The organism is Sorangium sp. So ce1014 (assembly GCF_051521505.1).
GTDB lineage: Bacteria > Myxococcota_A > Polyangia > Polyangiales > Polyangiaceae > Sorangium.
Genome location: NZ_CP150356.1, coordinates 10,110,001 through 10,124,300, shown reverse-complemented (window position 1 = coordinate 10,124,300; position 14,300 = coordinate 10,110,001). Strand labels below are relative to the sequence as shown.

Sequence of the window (14,300 nt, the reverse complement as noted above, 5' to 3'; positions counted from 1 at the left end):
GTGGTCCAATTTGAACGTGAAGGCGGGAAGACGGGAAGAAAAGATCAATGATCTTCCCATTTTACCGCCTTCATGTGGACTCTCTCTGGGCAACATTGACCACGACCGCCCCGCGGCGCTCCTTCGCCGTGTGCGCGCTCGCCGCGGCGCTCGCGGCGCCTGCGTCTCCGGCCCTCGCGCAGCCCGAGCGGGCAACGCCCTCCACGCCTTCCACACCGCCCGCCGCCGCGCCCGCGCCGCCCACCGCGCCCGCGCCCTCCACGCCGCCTGAGCCCTCCGAGTCTGCCGACGCGACGCTCGCCCGGGCCAAGGCGCTCTTTCAGGAGGGCAACGAGCTGCGCAAGATCGGCGACTGCCAGCGTGCGCTCGAGCTCTATGTGAGATCGCGCCAGCTTGTCGCGTCGGTGCCCAACACCCTCAACGCCGCGTTCTGCCTCGATCAGCTCGGGCGTTACGACGAGGCGCTCGAGCTCTACGAGGCGTTGCTCACGGGTTTCCGCGCGGAGCTCGGCGAGCCGGAGCGCAAGGGCGTCGCGTCCACGATCGCCGGGCTGCGGGGGCGGATCGGCAGCGTCCTCGTCTCGTCGAATGTCGATGGCCTGGTGCTCATCGACGGGAGGTCGCGCGGCCAGCTCCCCGTCTCCGGCCCGATCCGGCTGCTCCCCGGCGGCCACACCCTCCGCGTCGTCAAGGATGGCTGGCGCACGTTCGAGACGATCCTGACCGTCCGGGTCGCCGAGACCACCGCGGTGGACGCGAAGCTCGAGCCGCTCGCCAACACGGGCCGGCTGAAGGTCGAGGACGAACGGCTCGTCGGCGCGGATCTCATCATCGACGGCACGCTGATCGGGCAGCTGCCGTGGGAGGGAGCGCTCGCGCCTGGTCCGCATTTCTATTCGGTGCGCAGAGGCAATCTCGGCTCCGCGCCGCGCGAGGCGAACGTCGTCGCGGGGCAGCTCGCCGTCGCCACGGTCGAGGCGGGCCCGCTCGGCGACGAGGTCCACGTCGTCGTCCAGCCGCTGAGCGCGGATCTGACCATCAACGGCGTCCCGGTCGGCAAGGGGCAGTGGCGGGGGGCGCTGCCGCTCGGGCGCCACACCTTCGAGGCGCACGAGCCGGGCTATTTCGCGCGCACGCTCCGCACGACCGTCGACCGGACGACCAGGGGCGATATCGTCCTGCCGCTCGCCACCGACGAGGCCCACCCGCGCTGGGGGCGGAGGGTCGGTGTCTTCCGGCTGGAGGCGGTCGGCGGCTATGCCTTCGCCCCGTCGCTCGAGAGCGACGCCGAGCTGAGCTGCGGCAGCTACCGCTGCTCCAACGTCTCGCGCCCTTCCGGCGTCCTCGCGGGCCTGCGCGGCAGCTACGAGTTCCCCACCGGCGCCGCCATCGAGCTCACGGCCGGGTACCTGAGCCTTCACACGGCGCTCGCTCGCTCGCTCGACGCGACGTACGCCGCGCCGGACGGGGGCATGGCCCGGCTCCCCATCCGGTACACCTTCCAGGACGACATCGAGCTGGCCGGCGTGACCGTGATGGTCGGCGGCAGTTACCATTACGGGCTGTCTTCCTGGTTCGACGTCGGCGGAGCGCTCGGGCTCGGCGTGGTGCTGGCCGAGATGAGCGACGAGGTGACCGGCACGGCGTCCGACGCGCGGAGGACCGTCCGCGTGGCCGTGTACAACGCGGGCAGAGCCGTCCGCTCCGCCGCCCCGTTCGCGATGCCGGAGCTCCGGCTCCGGCTGAAGCTCGGGCGGCTCACCGCCAGCGCGGGCCTGGGTGTCGGCTTCTTCCTCGTCGACGGCCCGCCGCTCGAGACGGGCAACACCTACGTGGTCGACGCCGAATGCAACGAGGCGGACCCGACGGTCGACTGCGCGCCGGGCAAGAAGGTCGTGTTCGAGGAGCTGGCCCACGGCACGTTCACGATGTTCTTTCCGAACATCGCCGCGGGATACCGCTTCTGAGCGCCGCCGCGCGCGGCGCTCAGCGGCTCGCCTGGTCCCGCGCGAGGCGCGCCTGCTCGCGCACGAGCTCGAAGAGGCGCGACGCGTCGAGCAGCGAGGCCGTGAGCCGGCCGAACTGGATCACATCGCCCACCGCGACCTCCTGCGGCTCGTTCTCGGAGAGCAGCGCGCCGTTCACGCGGGTACCGTTCTGTGAGCCGTTGTCGATGAGCGCGAGCTGCCCCTGCGCATCCAGCCGCCGGAAGTGCGCGTGCAGCTTCGACACCGACGGGTGGCGCAGCACCACGTCGCAATTGCGCGTGCGGCCCACCGAGATCTGATCGGGATAGGGATTGCCCTTCGCCTTGACGACCTCGAACACCTCGCTGGTCGGACCGGGCGGAGGCGGCGGCTTCCGGTGCGCCGCCGGCGAGGCGGCGACGGTCCGGAAGGCAAATGGCTGGCTGTCCGGACCCGCATCGGACACCACGAGAAGCAGGCTCGTCACCCTGCGGACGAAGCGGTCCCGAGGCATCACACGCGCAAGCTCGATGATGTCCCCTGATTCTTCCACGATGTGCCGAGTATAAGCCGAACCCGAGGAGCGGAACGTTGGTGGACGCACTTTGCTGCCGCGAATCACCCACCTTTCCGCAGCGTGGACTCGCGGTGACCGTCGAGCTGGGGCACATCGCCTCTCCGCGGCGCGGCGCGAAGCTCCCTGAGCCCGAGTCGGTGTTCCGATGTGTGCGCATCGCGGTGTCCTGGGATCGCGCCACCTCTGATTACCGCTCCGCGGTAATTCGTGAGCACCGAGCACCGATGAGGCGGCTGGGGCGGCTCGCCGGACAGACTGCGCTCGAAAACGCCGGAACCTGGCGTACCTTCCGCGCCCATGCACGCACTGGTTCGTGGACGCATCTCGGTCAACCCACGCGGCTTCGGGTTCCTGAACATCGAGGCCTCTCCGGAGAAGGGCGGTGCGCCGGGCAGGCCGGGCGGGGCTGCCCTGGCCCCGGCGACCGCCTTCATCACGCCGCCCGATCTGAACCCGTTCCTCGACGGCGACGTCGTGGACGCGGTGGTCGTGGAGGCGGAGCCGGGTCGCTACGGCGCGTCGCAGCTCGCGCTCGTCCATCGCGATCGCGCCGAGCTCTTCGGGACGGTCGTCTCGCACGCGAAGCGGCCGCACCTCCGGGTGGATCGCCTCGTCTCCAACACGGACTGGCCGTTCAAGCCGGGCACCGCCGACGACCTCGCCGAGGGCACGTCGGTGGTCGCCCTCATCGAGGGCGCGACGGTCGTCCCGGCGCGGGTCGTCGCGCCGGGCGCCGATCTCGGCATCGAGCGCTGCCTCGCCCGCAACGGCGTGCGCGCCGTGTTCCCGGGCGAGGTCGTCGAGGCGTCGCGCGCGATGGTGGCAGCGACGTCGGTCGAGCGTGAGCTCGCGCGCGGTCGCCGCGACCTGCGCGAGCTCATCACGGTCACGATCGACGCGCCCGTCACCACGGACATCGACGACGCCGTCTCCGTGCTGCCGGCCGGGCCCGACGGGGCGCTCCGCGTCTTCGTCTCGATCGCCGACGTGGACGCGTTCGTCCCGGAGGGCTCGCCGCTCGATCTCGAGGCCCGCGCCCGGGGCACGAGCGTCTACCTGGCTGGCCGCGTCATCCCGATGCTCCCCGACGCGATCTCCAGCGAGGGAGCGAGCCTGCTCCCGGGGGTCGATCGGCTCGCGGTCACGATCGAGCTGCGCGTCGATCCCGAGGGCGGCGTCACCTCGATCGACCTTCACGAGAGCGTGATCCGCTCGCACGCCCGCCTCTCGTACGATGCCGTCGAGGAGTTCCTGACGACGGGCCGCTCCGCCGTCATCCCCGAGGCGGCCCGCCCGGTCGTGCGCTGGCTCCGCACCGCGGCCGCGCGGCTGTCGACGGTGCGCGCGGCGCGCGGCGGGGTCGAGCTCGACCGCGAGGAGGCCTATGTGACGCTGGACGCCGAGACGCGCGAGCCGACCGGCGTCTCGCCGCGCGCCGACACGGGCGCGCACCGCCTCATCGAGCGGCTGATGGTGGCGGCGAACGAGGCCGTGGCCAGCTGGCTCGTGGCGCGCGGCCTCCCCTGCGTCTTTCGCGTCCACGACGAGCCCACCGAGGAGCGCGTCCGGACGCTCGAGCACTTCGCGCACAACTTCGGCGTCGAGGCCGGGTTCGGCCCGCGCCTGAGCCCCTTCGGCCTCGCGGCGTTCGAGGCGCAGTTCCGTGGCTCGGAGCTCGCGCCCGCCATCCGCACCGTGCTCGGCAAGGCGCTCGGCCCGGCGCGCTACACGGCCGTCCCGGGCCTGCATTTCGGCCTGGGCGCCCCGCTGTACCTGCACTTCACCTCCCCGATCCGCCGCTATGCCGACCTCGCGGTGCATCGCGTGGTCAAGCGCTACCTCCAGGGCCACCGCGATCCGCGCGCGGACTCCGAGGTGCTCGCGTCGCTCGCCCACCACCTGAACGCGCGGGCGCGCAGCGCTGGCAAGGCCGAGACCGAGCGGCACCGCATGCTCGTGGCGCGCCTGTTCGCCACCCGGATCGGCGAGGAGATCGAGGGCAACATCGTGTCCATCAAGCCGTTCGGCCTCGTCGTCCAGATGCTCGAGTCCGGCGCGACGGGCACGATCGCGCTGGAGGCGCTGCCGGACGGCCCTTATCGGCTCGACGCCGCCGCCCAGGCGCTGATCGGCGCGACCCGTCGCTACGGCATCGGCGAGCCGATCCGCGCCGCCATCGCGTCGACGAACGAGGAGCTCGGGCGCGTCGACCTCGTCCCTGCGGGCGCTCGCGGCGCCGCGTGACATGGGCCGCGGCGCGCACCCGCGGCGTCCGCGGCGGCTACGGCGACAGGCTCGCGGCGAACGCGTCGGTGCCGTTCGCCTCGTGCTCGCCGAGGCCGAAGTCGATCCTCCCCTCGGCCGTACCGCAGAGCACGATGGTGCCGGTCCCGGGCGAGATGGCCGCTGCGTTCGACTTCTGGTTGCCGGCGGCGCCGAGCACCTTCCCCCAGACGGTCTTGCCCTGCGGGTCGAGCTTCGCGATGAAGGCGTCGAAGCCGCCGCCGTTCGGGAGCGCCTCGTCGCCGAGGGCGATCACGCCCTGCGCCGCGCCGGTCACCACCGCGTTGCCCTCTGCGTCCGCGACGACCGCCGTGCTCTCCTGCGAGCCATCACCGACGAACGACCGCGCCCAACCAGGCGTGCCGCTCGGGTCGAGCGACACAACGAACGCTGTCTGTACGCCGTTGGCACGGATCCGGTTCTCAGCGCCGAAGTCGAGCTCGCCCGCGTACGTCCCCGTCACGAGCACCGCGCCGGATGGGGAGGTGGCGATCCCGGTGCCTGCCTGCGAGGCCGTGTCCCCGTAGTCCGAGAGCCAGACGCCGAGCCCACCGCTGTCGAGCTTGAGGACGAACAGGTTCGGCCCGAGCCCGGTGTTTCTCACTTGCCGGGTCCCGACGATCAGCGTGCCGTTGTACCGGCCGGTGATGAACACGCTGCCCTCGGCGTCGACGGCCACGCTGGTGGCGAACTGGTTCGAGGTGTCTCCGTAGATCCTGGTCCACAGGACGGCCCCGAGCGGATCGTACTTCCGCACGAAGATATCGGTGCCGCCTGCGCTGTCGACGCAGACCGGGACGGGCCCCGTCGAGCAGAGCAGCGACCCGCTGAAGTAGCCGGCGATCACGATGTTCCCGGCCGTGTCCACCGCGATGGAGCGCAGCGTCTGATCCGCGCTGTTTCCGATCTGGCGTGCCCAGCCGGGGGTGCCGTCTCCGCGCAGCGTGGCCACGAAGCTGTCGAGCGCGTTGACGCTGCTCAGCGTAGCGCTGCCGAACGTGAACGATCCGTAGAACGTCCCGCCGAACACGAGGTTGCCGTCGGGCGTCACCGCGAGCGCGTTGAGCGTCTCGGCGCCGCTGCCGCCGAACCTCGCGCTCCAGCGGTGGGCTCCGGTCGCGTCGAAGCTCGCGACGTACACGTCGGCGGTGCCGATGGCCACCAGGGTCTCACCGCCCAGGTGGATGGTCCCCGAGAAGGTGCCGCCGATATAGATGTTCCCGTTCGCGTCGACGCCGACGCTCGTCGCGCTCTGGATGTTCGAATCGCCGTAGAGGGCGGACCAGAGCGGCGCGCTGCAGGCGAAGCCGTTGCAGTCCTCGTCGGTGTCGTCCGCGCACGTCTCGCTCGCCGGGGTGACCTGGCCGTCGCACGGCCGCCACGACGTCCCCGAGATGTCGCACATTCGCAGCCCCGCCGCGCAGAGCCCGACGCCGTTCGTCCCCTCGGGGCCGCTGTAACAGGTCTCGATCTGGCCCGGGGTGCACACGCACCCCGCGTCGGGCTCGTTCGTCTCGCCGTCGCAGTCGTCGTCCAGGGTGGTGCTGCAGTCCTCCGGCCCCGGGACGACGGCGCCCTCGCACTCGCCGAAGCTCTGGCCGTCCGGCTGGCACCTCCGCACGCCCGCCGCGCACACGCCGACGCCCTCGGTGTCCGCCGGGCCGGGATAGCAAGGCTGCTCCTCGCCGCCGCTGCAGAACGGCGCGCCTCCGGTGCCACCTCCGCTGCCGCCGCTGCCGCCGCTGCCGCCGCTGCCGCCGCCGCCGCCGCCGCCGCCGGCACCGGGCCCCGGATTGAATGGCGCCGGCTCCGAGCACGCTCCCGCGAGCGTGAGCACGAGCGCAGACCCGACGAGCATCGATCGAGCGCGCAGGGTTGTCCTCGTGACCATCAGGGGACGGAGCTCCATGTTCGGCGATTCTGACTTCAATCCTGATGCGATTTTCTCGTCTGGCGTTTCTTCGTCTTGGTCAAGTCGATGATGATGGTGTTGACGGGCGGCGGCGCGCTCGCCGGGGCGTTCGGCGGGGCCGGGCGTCTCGTCTCCGGCTCGCCCGGGTCGCGCGGCGGCTCGTCGGTGCTCTCGGACGGGGACAGCTGGGTCGGCCCGGCGCTCGCGCCCTGCGCCGGCAGCAGATCGTGTCGAACCGCGTCGCTCTGGGGTTCGTCGCGGAGCGCCATCCACACCGCGACGACGCTCGCGATCACGAGCGCCACGCCGCCGACCGCGAGCAGGATCATGAGCTTCAACGGCTGCTTCGGCTGAGCGCGGCGCGGCGCCCAGCCGGTAGCCGACGGCTCGCCGTAGGGGGCGCTGGCGGCGTGCGGCGACGAGGGCGCGCCGTAGGACGCGCCGCTGTTGTGCAGGGATGAGCCGGTGTTGTGGAGCGAGGCAGGCGCGCCGTAGGACGCGCCGCTGTTGTGCAGGGACGAGCCGGTGTTGTGGAGCGAGGCGGGCGCGCCGTAGGACGCGCCGCTGTTGTGCAGGGACGAGCCGGTGTTGTGGAGCGAGGCGGGCGCGCCGTAGGACGCGCCGGTGTTGTGGAGCGAGGCGGGCGCGCCGTAGGACGCGCCGGTGTTGTGGAGCGAGGCGGGCGCGCTGTGGGGCATGCTGGCGCCGTGGCGTGAGGCGGGCGGGCCGTGCATTCCGGCGTGACCTGCTCCCGTGTTGTGCAGGGACGACGGCGGTCCGTTCGGCGCTCCAGGGCCGGCCTGCGCCATGCTCGGGTGGCCTCCGTGCGCCTGGGCGGCATCCATGACGCTCCCGCCCCGGGCCCCGGGCGCCGCCATCGTGGGGGCCTCCCACGCGGTCGCTCCGCCGGAGCCGGGCTCCGGCCCGAGCGCGGGCGCCGAGCCCCTCTCGCTCCACCTCGCGCCCGAGGGGGCCGCCGGCCGCGGCGGCGGCTCGGCCGGCGCCTCCATCGAAGCGGCGGCCGCCGCGAGCATCGGCGAGACCTGCGGCGCGCCCGCCGACGGCGAGTCCCCCGCCGCGAGGCGCGCCGACGCGAACGGCGGCGCCTCTCCGCGCAGGAGCGCGCGCATGTCCGCCTGCATCGTGCGGGCGTCCGGGTAGCGCCGGTCGCGATCGAAGGCGAGCGCCCTGTCCACGAGGGCGCACAGCCCCGGCGGCGTCTCCGGCGCGACGCTCGCGAGCGGCGGCGCCGCCATGGTCGCCATCTTCACGAGCAGCTCGGACTCCGTGCGCGCCTCGTGGATGCGCCGCTTCGCGATCAGCCGGAACATCGTCGCGCCGACGGCGAAGAGGTCCGCCCGGTGGTCGACCGAGATGCCGCGCACCTGCTCCGGGGCCATGTACGACACGGTCCCGAGCGTCGCGCCCGTCCGGGTCCGCATCGCCGTCTTCACGCCGTCGCGCATGCGGGCGATGCCGAAGTCGAGCACCTTGAGGCGCCCGGTCCGCTCGAAGAAGAGGTTGTCGAGCTTGATGTCGCGGTGGATGATCCCCTGCTCGTGCGCCGCCCCGAGCACGTCGAGCAGCTCGTCCATCAGGCGCAGCATCTCGCCCGTCTCGACGTGGCCGAGCCGCTGGAGCCGGTCGGCGAGCGACTCGCCGTCGAGGAGCTCCATCACGAGGAACGGCGCGCCGTCCTCGGCGATGTCGATGTCGCGGATCTCGACCACGCCGGGGTGGCGGAAGCGATTGACGGCCTGAGCCTCCCGCTCGAACCGGGCGCGCAGGTCCTTCGAGCGCGCGACCTCGGGGTGGAGGATCTTGATCGCCTCGCGCCGCCCGATCTTGTGGGTCGCGGCATAGACGGCGGCCATCCCGCCGATCCCGAGGAGGCGATCGATCGTCCATTTGCCCCGCAGGGTCGTCCCCACGCGCCTCTCGCAGGTCGCCCTCTCGTCGTCCATGCCCCGATCGAATGTCACAGCGTGCGGGATCGAGGTCAAGGTGAGAGCCGCGGCGAGGGCGACATCGTGACGCTTCCCCCTGCCGACGAGCCTGCCAGCGTCCCCGGCTCAATCGGGGATCGGGTACACCCCGTCGCGCACCCAGGGATCGATGGTCGGCCGGAACGCCGCCTCGGTCCGGAGCCCCGCCAGCACGGACGCGAGCCCCCACTGCAGCCGATTCACGAACGTGAAGTCCTGCGGCATCTTCGGCACGTGGGGGATGGTGGGCATCTTCTCCCCCTGCTTGAAGGCGAGCCCCCGGATGCCGCGGGTCAGGTAGGCCACGGTCTCGCGCGCCTTCTCCGGGGAGCACTTCCATGTCCCTTGCGCGCACAGCGGGACCATGAGCTCCATCGTGTAGCTCCGGTAGAGGTCCCAGCTCTCGTCGTTCGGGTCGTAGCCGAGCTCCTCCACGCAGGCGCGGTCGAACTCCTTCCAGTCCGCGTCCATGGCGGCGCGCATGTAGCGCTTCATGCCCTCCACGAGGTCGGGCGGGAGCTGCTTCACGCAGCCGAAATCGAGGATCCCGACCCGGCCGTCCTCGTGGAATCGGTAGTTGCCGGGGTGCGGATCGGCGTAGAGCCAGCCGTAGCGGAGCATCGAGCGAAAGGTGAAGCGCCAGATGGCGAGGCCCGCGCGGTTCTTGGCCTCCTGGCTGCCGCGCTCGCAGAACTCGGCGTAGCTCATGCCGTCGACGAACTCGAGCGTGATGACCCGCCTCGTCGTGAGGCTGTGGTGGATCCGGGGGATGTAGATGTCCTCGTCCCCGGCGTTCATGCGGCGGAACAGGTCCGCCATCTCGGCCTCGCGCGCGTAGTCGAGCTCGGACAGGAAGACCTTGCGGAGCTCGTCGACGGTCTGCCGGGCGTGCAGCTTCTTGGCGATGGGCGCCATCATCGCCTCGAGCATCGAGACGCTCTTCAGGTCGTTCTCGATGGCCCTGTCCATGCCGGGGTACTGCACCTTGACGGCGACCCGCTCCCCCGCTTTCGTCGTGGCCCGGTGCACCTGTCCGATGCTCGCCGCGGCGAACGGCTCGCGCTCCCACGCCGCGAACACCTCGTGCGGCGGCGTGCCGAGCTCCTGGAGGACCATCTGCTCCGCGGCCTCGGGCGACAGGGGCGGCGCCTTGTCGAGCAGCTTCTTCAGCGTGGCCTGGAACTTCTCCTCGTACCCCGGCGGCGCGAGCCCGTCGATGTAGCTCGCCATCTGGCCGAATTTGAGCGGCAGGCCCTTCATCTCGCCGAGCGTCTTCAGCATCGCCTCGGCGGTCTTCTTCACCTCCTGGGTCATCTTCCGCCGCGCCTCGGCCTCCTCCTCCTCGGTCCGCGTCGCGCCGAGGGCGCGCCTCGCGCCCTCGATGGCGAACGGGATGGTGCGGGGCGCGAGGCCGGCGAGGCGCGCCAGGCGCGCCAGCTTGGAGGTCGGCGGTTTGTCTCTGGGCTTGTCGTGGGCCATGCGGGACTGACTCGTCAGGGTAGCGTGGGTCGGCGCGGAGAGGTCAGGCGCCGATGCGGCGCTTCGGGGCCGCGCGGATCTTCGGAACCGGCCAGAGGGAGACGGTGTTCCTCAGCTGCTGAGCCTGCTCCGGGGAGATGTCCCCTTGCACATGGACCCGGGCCCGCCGGTCCTCGACCACGACCCGCACCGCGCCCCGCCCGACCGGCGCAGCGCGGAGGACGTCCGTGATGTCGTCGAGCAGGCGTTGCGGCAGCCGGCCGCGGAGCAGCCGGACGTTACGCCCCTCGACGCGCACGTAAAAGAGCTCATTCGCGCGGAGGAGGGCCACGATGAGCGGCACGACGACCGCGAGCAGGGCGAGGGGGATCAGGAAGGACATGGGGAGGCTGCCCACGACGAGCGCGCCTCCCCCAGGCTCACCGCGGGCCAGGATCGTGAACCGGTGCCGGCCGTTGTCAACGCTGGACGCGGCGGGCTCTGGAGCGCCTGCGAGCGCGGCCCGGACCGCGGGGCCTGGTCAGCGCGGCGCGCGGTGCCTACCTTAGGACCCCATGACGAGCGCCGCGCCCCAGCCTGCCGCCATCGATCCGCGCCTGGATCTGCACGACGAGATCAGCCGCCTGAAGCGGGAGAGGAACGCCGTCCTCCTGGCCCACTACTACCAGGATGGCGAGATCCAGGATCTCGCCGACTTCCTGGGCGACTCGTTGCAGCTGGCCCAGCAGGCCAAGAAGACCACGGCGGACGTCATCCTGTTCGCCGGCGTGCATTTCATGGCCGAGACGGCGAAGATCCTGAACCCGGAGCGCATCGTCGTGGTGCCCGACATGCAGGCTGGCTGCTCGCTCGCCGACGGCTGCCCCGCCGACCGCTTCCGCGCGTGGCGCGCCCGGTACCCCGGCGCGGCCGCGATCTCCTATATCAACTGCTCCGCCGAGGTGAAGGCGGAGAGCGACTACATCTGCACGTCGTCGAACGCCGAGAAGATCGTCCGCGCGATCCCCGAGGGGCAGGAGATCCTCTTTGCGCCCGACAAGAACCTCGGGCGCTGGCTCGTGGAGAGGACGGGACGCCCGATGCGCCTGTGGCAGGGCAGCTGCGTCGTGCACGAGACGTTCAGCCTGCGCAAGATCATCGCGCTGCGCGAGCGCCACCCGGACGCGAAGCTCATCGCGCACCCCGAATGCGAGGAGCCGATCCTGCGGATGGCCGACTACATCGGCTCGACGACCGCGCTGCTCAAGTACACGATCGCGGACGACGCCACGAAGTACATCGTCGCGACGGAGAGCGGCATCGTGCACCAGATGCGCAAGGCGTCGCCGCAGAAGGAGTTCATCGAGGGGCCACCCGAGGGCAACTGCGCCTGCAACGAGTGCCCGTTCATGCGGCTCAACACGCTCGAGAAGGTCTATCTCGCGCTGCGCGACCTCGCCCCGCGCCTCGAGATGGCGCCCGAGCTGCGCGAGCGGGCGCGCGTCCCGATCGATCGCATGCTGGCCCTCAGCTGAGCTCGCCTCGCGACGCGGCTCATCGCTCCGGGCACGCGTGGCGGTGCAGGGTGCAGATGTTCGTCCGTTCGCACGTCGTCGACAGGGTGAGGTCGCGGCAGGGGCGCCCCTTCTCGTGCGGCCGCTCGCGGGTCGCGCGGACCGGGTGGGGGCGCGGCTCGTGGGCGACGGCGCAGTCGTGGTCCCCCTCGCACGGCACGGGCAGCACGCGGAGCAGCGCGCACGCGCCCGCGTCGCAGTAGCAGACGATCCCCTGATCCGTGACGGGCGGCTGCCGGTTCAGCCGGGGATCGGCGCCGCAGCGCTCGCTCGCGGGGTCGTAACCGCAGTCCGCGTCGCCCCCGCAGGCGGCCGGAAATGGCCGCTCCCGCGGCTGCGCTGCGGCCGCGTCTTTCCTGGAGCCCGCCGGCTCGTCGCCCTGGCCTCCCGCTGGGGCATCGCCCTGGCGTCCCGCGTGCGGCGCTCCGCCGTCGCCGCGCTGCGAGCGAGCCGAAGGCGCCGTGGGAGCGGGCGATCGCGGCGGCGCTGGAGGGCGTCCCCGCGGGGCCGGATCGCCGCACGCCGTGGCCGCCAGAGCGAGCGCGGCGGTGAGGGTCAGCCGCCTGCGACCGCGCGCGCGCACGCCGGCGATCACAGCACCAGGGACAGGCCGAGGGTCTGGATGAACGAGCCGCGAGCCTGCGGCAGCGCGCCGATGGTGCGCCGCAGCCCCAGGCCGTCGATGGCCTGGCCTTCCCGCGTTGCGTCGCCGCCCCGGCCGAGCACGAACGCTCCCGAGGTCTCCAGCTCGATCGTGAGCCAGTCGCGGATGAGGTCGAGCGACACCCCGAGCCCCAGCGGGATGGCGACGTACGAGGCCCCGCGCTCGCGGATGGTGAACTCGCCCCCCGGATCCGAGACCCGCATGCGGTCGAAGTCGAACCGGTCGTAGCCGACGCCGACCGACGCCCACGCGCGGGCGCGCTCGCCGAGCGGCAGCGTCGGCGCGAGGCGCGCGCCGAGCGCGAGGGCGCGCACCCCGGGCGCGCCGTCCTCGCGCGGCTCCGCCGTGATGGCGCCGGGCTGCCCCAGCGCGCCTTGCTGCAGGGCGAGCTCGTGCCGGGAAAGCACGACGAAGGCGGAGAAGCGCAGGAGCTCGAGGATCTCCCAGCGCGCATGGATGCCGAGGCCGATCGCGGGCTCCAGGCGAACGCGCGTCAGACGGCCCGCGTCGTCGCGCGTCCCGAGCCAGCTGACGAAGGCCGCGTCCGCGCCGATCTCGATGTGCCGGTCCCACGGCAAGCGCGGTGGCGGGGACGCGGGCGGCAGCGGCGGCCGCGGCGGTTTCGCGGGCTCCTCGGCGTCAGCGGCGCCGTGGGCGGGCGCGGCGGCTGTCGATTCCTCGGCGCGCGCGGTCGCGGCGCAGGCGAGCGCGACCGCGCCCGCTGCCATGCCTCGTCCCACGAGGGCGCGAGCGGTTCGCATGCCCGCCCTTGTAGCAGGCTTTGGCGGCGGCCGAGCCCCGAGCTGCGCTCGCGCGACCCGCCCGCTGCCGCGGGGCAGCGGGCGGGTCGGCGCCCCCGCACCGTTCCCCTCGGGCGGGTGGCAGGGGCCCGTGCTGTCGGGCAAACTCGTGTTCATGCGTGCAAAGCACATCGCCTCCCTGTCCGTCTTGATCCTCGCGCAGCTCGGCTGTTCCACCGATCGCAAGCCCGGGAGCGAGCTGGCGCCCGGGGCTGCGCCTGCTCCTGCCGCCGAGGGCCCCTCGCCGATGCAGGCGTCGGCGTCCGGGATCGCGCCGCTCCAGAAGAAGCAGTTCGGCGCGCCCATCACGGAGACCTCCACCACGCCGCTGCCGGCGCTCCTCCAGGATCCGAGCAAATTCAGCGGCAAGACCGTCCGGACCGAGGGGGTCGTCTCGGCCGTGTGCAAGTCGATGGGCTGCTGGATGGAAATCGCCGACGAGTCCGGCAGCGCCCACATCAAGATGGCGGGGCACAGCTTCTTCGTGCCGAAGGACGCCTCCGGCCACCGGGCGGTCGTCCAGGGCAACCTGGTCGCCGCCGAGGCCGAGGAGGGCGCCGCGTGCGGCGCGAAGGACAACTGCCGGGGCGAGGCGGAGAAGCAGACGGGGCGGGTCGCGAAGGTCGAGCTCGAGGCGACCGGCGTGCAGTTCCTGGACTGACGGCACGGGCGAGCGCGGCTGCTCGGTGCAGCGCTCCGGCCGCCCGGCCGAGCGCGCTCAAATCGCCGCAAAACGAGCTCTCGAAGGGACCCTTCAGGGAGGTCGGTCGCTGCCTCAAAAAAAGTGCTTGCGCATCTCGGCGGGTGGACGTAGAAAGCGCGCCCTGTTCGGGACACGCTGCTTCGGCGGCGGCCCGGCGGGAAAGCTTCGGGAGAGCGGCTCGTCATGCGAGCCGAGCGAACGGGGCTGTCCGTCACCCCGCCACGGCGATTTTTGCCAGGCGGGCAGTTTCAGCGAAGCGACGCTTCAAAGAAACTTCGATGACGGGTTGACTAAGGACGGAAGTGGTAGCATATACCGCCCCGTTCTCCCGAAGGAAGCCGGTAGCAAATACCGGACGCCGAACGGGCTCGGTCCTT

Annotated in this window: 11 protein-coding genes; 4 read left to right on the top strand and 7 right to left on the bottom strand. The window is 72.1% G+C overall.

Annotation, left to right across the window (positions count from 1 at the left end; genetic code table 11):
- The first annotated feature begins 47 nt into the window (after window positions 1-47).
- The gene (locus WME75_RS38400) at window positions 48-1,967 is read left to right on the top strand and encodes a PEGA domain-containing protein (RefSeq protein WP_437481567.1); all 1,920 of its coding nucleotides are present in this window, start codon (window positions 48-50) and stop codon (window positions 1,965-1,967) included.
- Between the two features lie 19 nt (window positions 1,968-1,986).
- On the opposite strand, the gene WME75_RS38395 is transcribed toward WME75_RS38400, so the two are convergent.
- Window positions 1,987-2,436, bottom strand: coding sequence for an FHA domain-containing protein (locus WME75_RS38395; protein ID WP_437481566.1), 450 nt, complete (start codon window positions 2,434-2,436; stop codon window positions 1,987-1,989).
- 405 nt (window positions 2,437-2,841) lie between these two features.
- On the opposite strand from WME75_RS38395, the gene WME75_RS38390 reads away from it, so the two are divergent.
- The gene (locus WME75_RS38390) at window positions 2,842-4,788 is read left to right on the top strand and encodes a ribonuclease R family protein (RefSeq protein WP_437481565.1); all 1,947 of its coding nucleotides are present in this window, start codon (window positions 2,842-2,844) and stop codon (window positions 4,786-4,788) included.
- 37 nt (window positions 4,789-4,825) lie between these two features.
- On the opposite strand, the gene WME75_RS38385 is transcribed toward WME75_RS38390, so the two are convergent.
- The 4 genes from WME75_RS38385 to WME75_RS38370 all read right to left on the bottom strand — a co-directional run bounded on the left by WME75_RS38385 (window position 4,826) and on the right by WME75_RS38370 (window position 10,600).
- Window positions 4,826-6,736 carry a hypothetical protein gene (locus tag WME75_RS38385; RefSeq protein ID WP_437481564.1) on the bottom strand — a complete coding sequence of 637 codons (1,911 nt, stop codon included), beginning with the start codon at window positions 6,734-6,736 and terminating at the stop codon, window positions 4,826-4,828.
- 17 nt (window positions 6,737-6,753) lie between these two features.
- A complete protein-coding gene (locus WME75_RS38380) occupies window positions 6,754-8,703 on the bottom strand; it encodes a serine/threonine protein kinase (RefSeq protein ID WP_437481563.1) in 1,950 nt (649 codons plus the stop codon).
- Between the two features lie 108 nt (window positions 8,704-8,811).
- Window positions 8,812-10,203, bottom strand: coding sequence for an ABC1 kinase family protein (locus tag WME75_RS38375; RefSeq protein ID WP_437481562.1), 1,392 nt, complete (start codon window positions 10,201-10,203; stop codon window positions 8,812-8,814).
- A gap of 43 nt (window positions 10,204-10,246) precedes the next feature.
- A complete protein-coding gene (locus WME75_RS38370) occupies window positions 10,247-10,600 on the bottom strand; it encodes a DUF3634 family protein (protein ID WP_437481561.1) in 354 nt (117 codons plus the stop codon).
- Between the two features lie 157 nt (window positions 10,601-10,757).
- On the opposite strand from WME75_RS38370, the gene nadA reads away from it, so the two are divergent.
- Window positions 10,758-11,717, top strand: coding sequence for a quinolinate synthase NadA (gene nadA / locus WME75_RS38365; protein WP_437481560.1), 960 nt, complete (start codon window positions 10,758-10,760; stop codon window positions 11,715-11,717).
- Between the two features lie 19 nt (window positions 11,718-11,736).
- Here nadA and WME75_RS38360 read toward each other — a convergent pair whose 3' ends face one another.
- Window positions 11,737-12,339, bottom strand: a complete 603-nt coding sequence (locus WME75_RS38360; RefSeq protein ID WP_437481559.1) for a hypothetical protein — start codon at window positions 12,337-12,339, stop codon at window positions 11,737-11,739.
- 8 nt (window positions 12,340-12,347) lie between these two features.
- Entirely contained in the window at window positions 12,348-13,181 is an 834-nt protein-coding gene (locus tag WME75_RS38355; RefSeq protein WP_437481558.1) for a hypothetical protein, read from the bottom strand.
- Window positions 13,182-13,335: 154 nt separating this feature from the next.
- Here WME75_RS38355 and WME75_RS38350 point away from each other — a divergent pair, with 154 nt between their 5' ends.
- Complete coding sequence (locus tag WME75_RS38350; RefSeq protein ID WP_437481557.1) at window positions 13,336-13,881, top strand: DUF4920 domain-containing protein; 546 nt, start codon at window positions 13,336-13,338, stop codon at window positions 13,879-13,881.
- Window positions 13,882-14,300 lie beyond the last annotated feature (419 nt).

Bases quoted from the DNA above. Each gene is read 5' to 3' on its own strand.
- WME75_RS38380 (WP_437481563.1), bottom strand. From the start codon at position 8,703: ATGGACGACGAGAGGGCGACCTGCGAGAGGCGCGTGGGGACGACCCTG.
- WME75_RS38350 (WP_437481557.1), top strand. From the start codon at position 13,336: ATGCGTGCAAAGCACATCGCCTCCCTGTCCGTCTTGATCCTCGCGCAG.
- WME75_RS38390 (WP_437481565.1), top strand. From the start codon at position 2,842: ATGCACGCACTGGTTCGTGGACGCATCTCGGTCAACCCACGCGGCTTC.
- WME75_RS38385 (WP_437481564.1), bottom strand. From the start codon at position 6,736: ATGGAGCTCCGTCCCCTGATGGTCACGAGGACAACCCTGCGCGCTCGA.
- WME75_RS38400 (WP_437481567.1), top strand. From the start codon at position 48: ATGATCTTCCCATTTTACCGCCTTCATGTGGACTCTCTCTGGGCAACA.
- WME75_RS38375 (WP_437481562.1), bottom strand. From the start codon at position 10,203: ATGGCCCACGACAAGCCCAGAGACAAACCGCCGACCTCCAAGCTGGCG.
- nadA (WP_437481560.1), top strand. From the start codon at position 10,758: ATGACGAGCGCCGCGCCCCAGCCTGCCGCCATCGATCCGCGCCTGGAT.
- WME75_RS38355 (WP_437481558.1), bottom strand. From the start codon at position 13,181: ATGCGAACCGCTCGCGCCCTCGTGGGACGAGGCATGGCAGCGGGCGCG.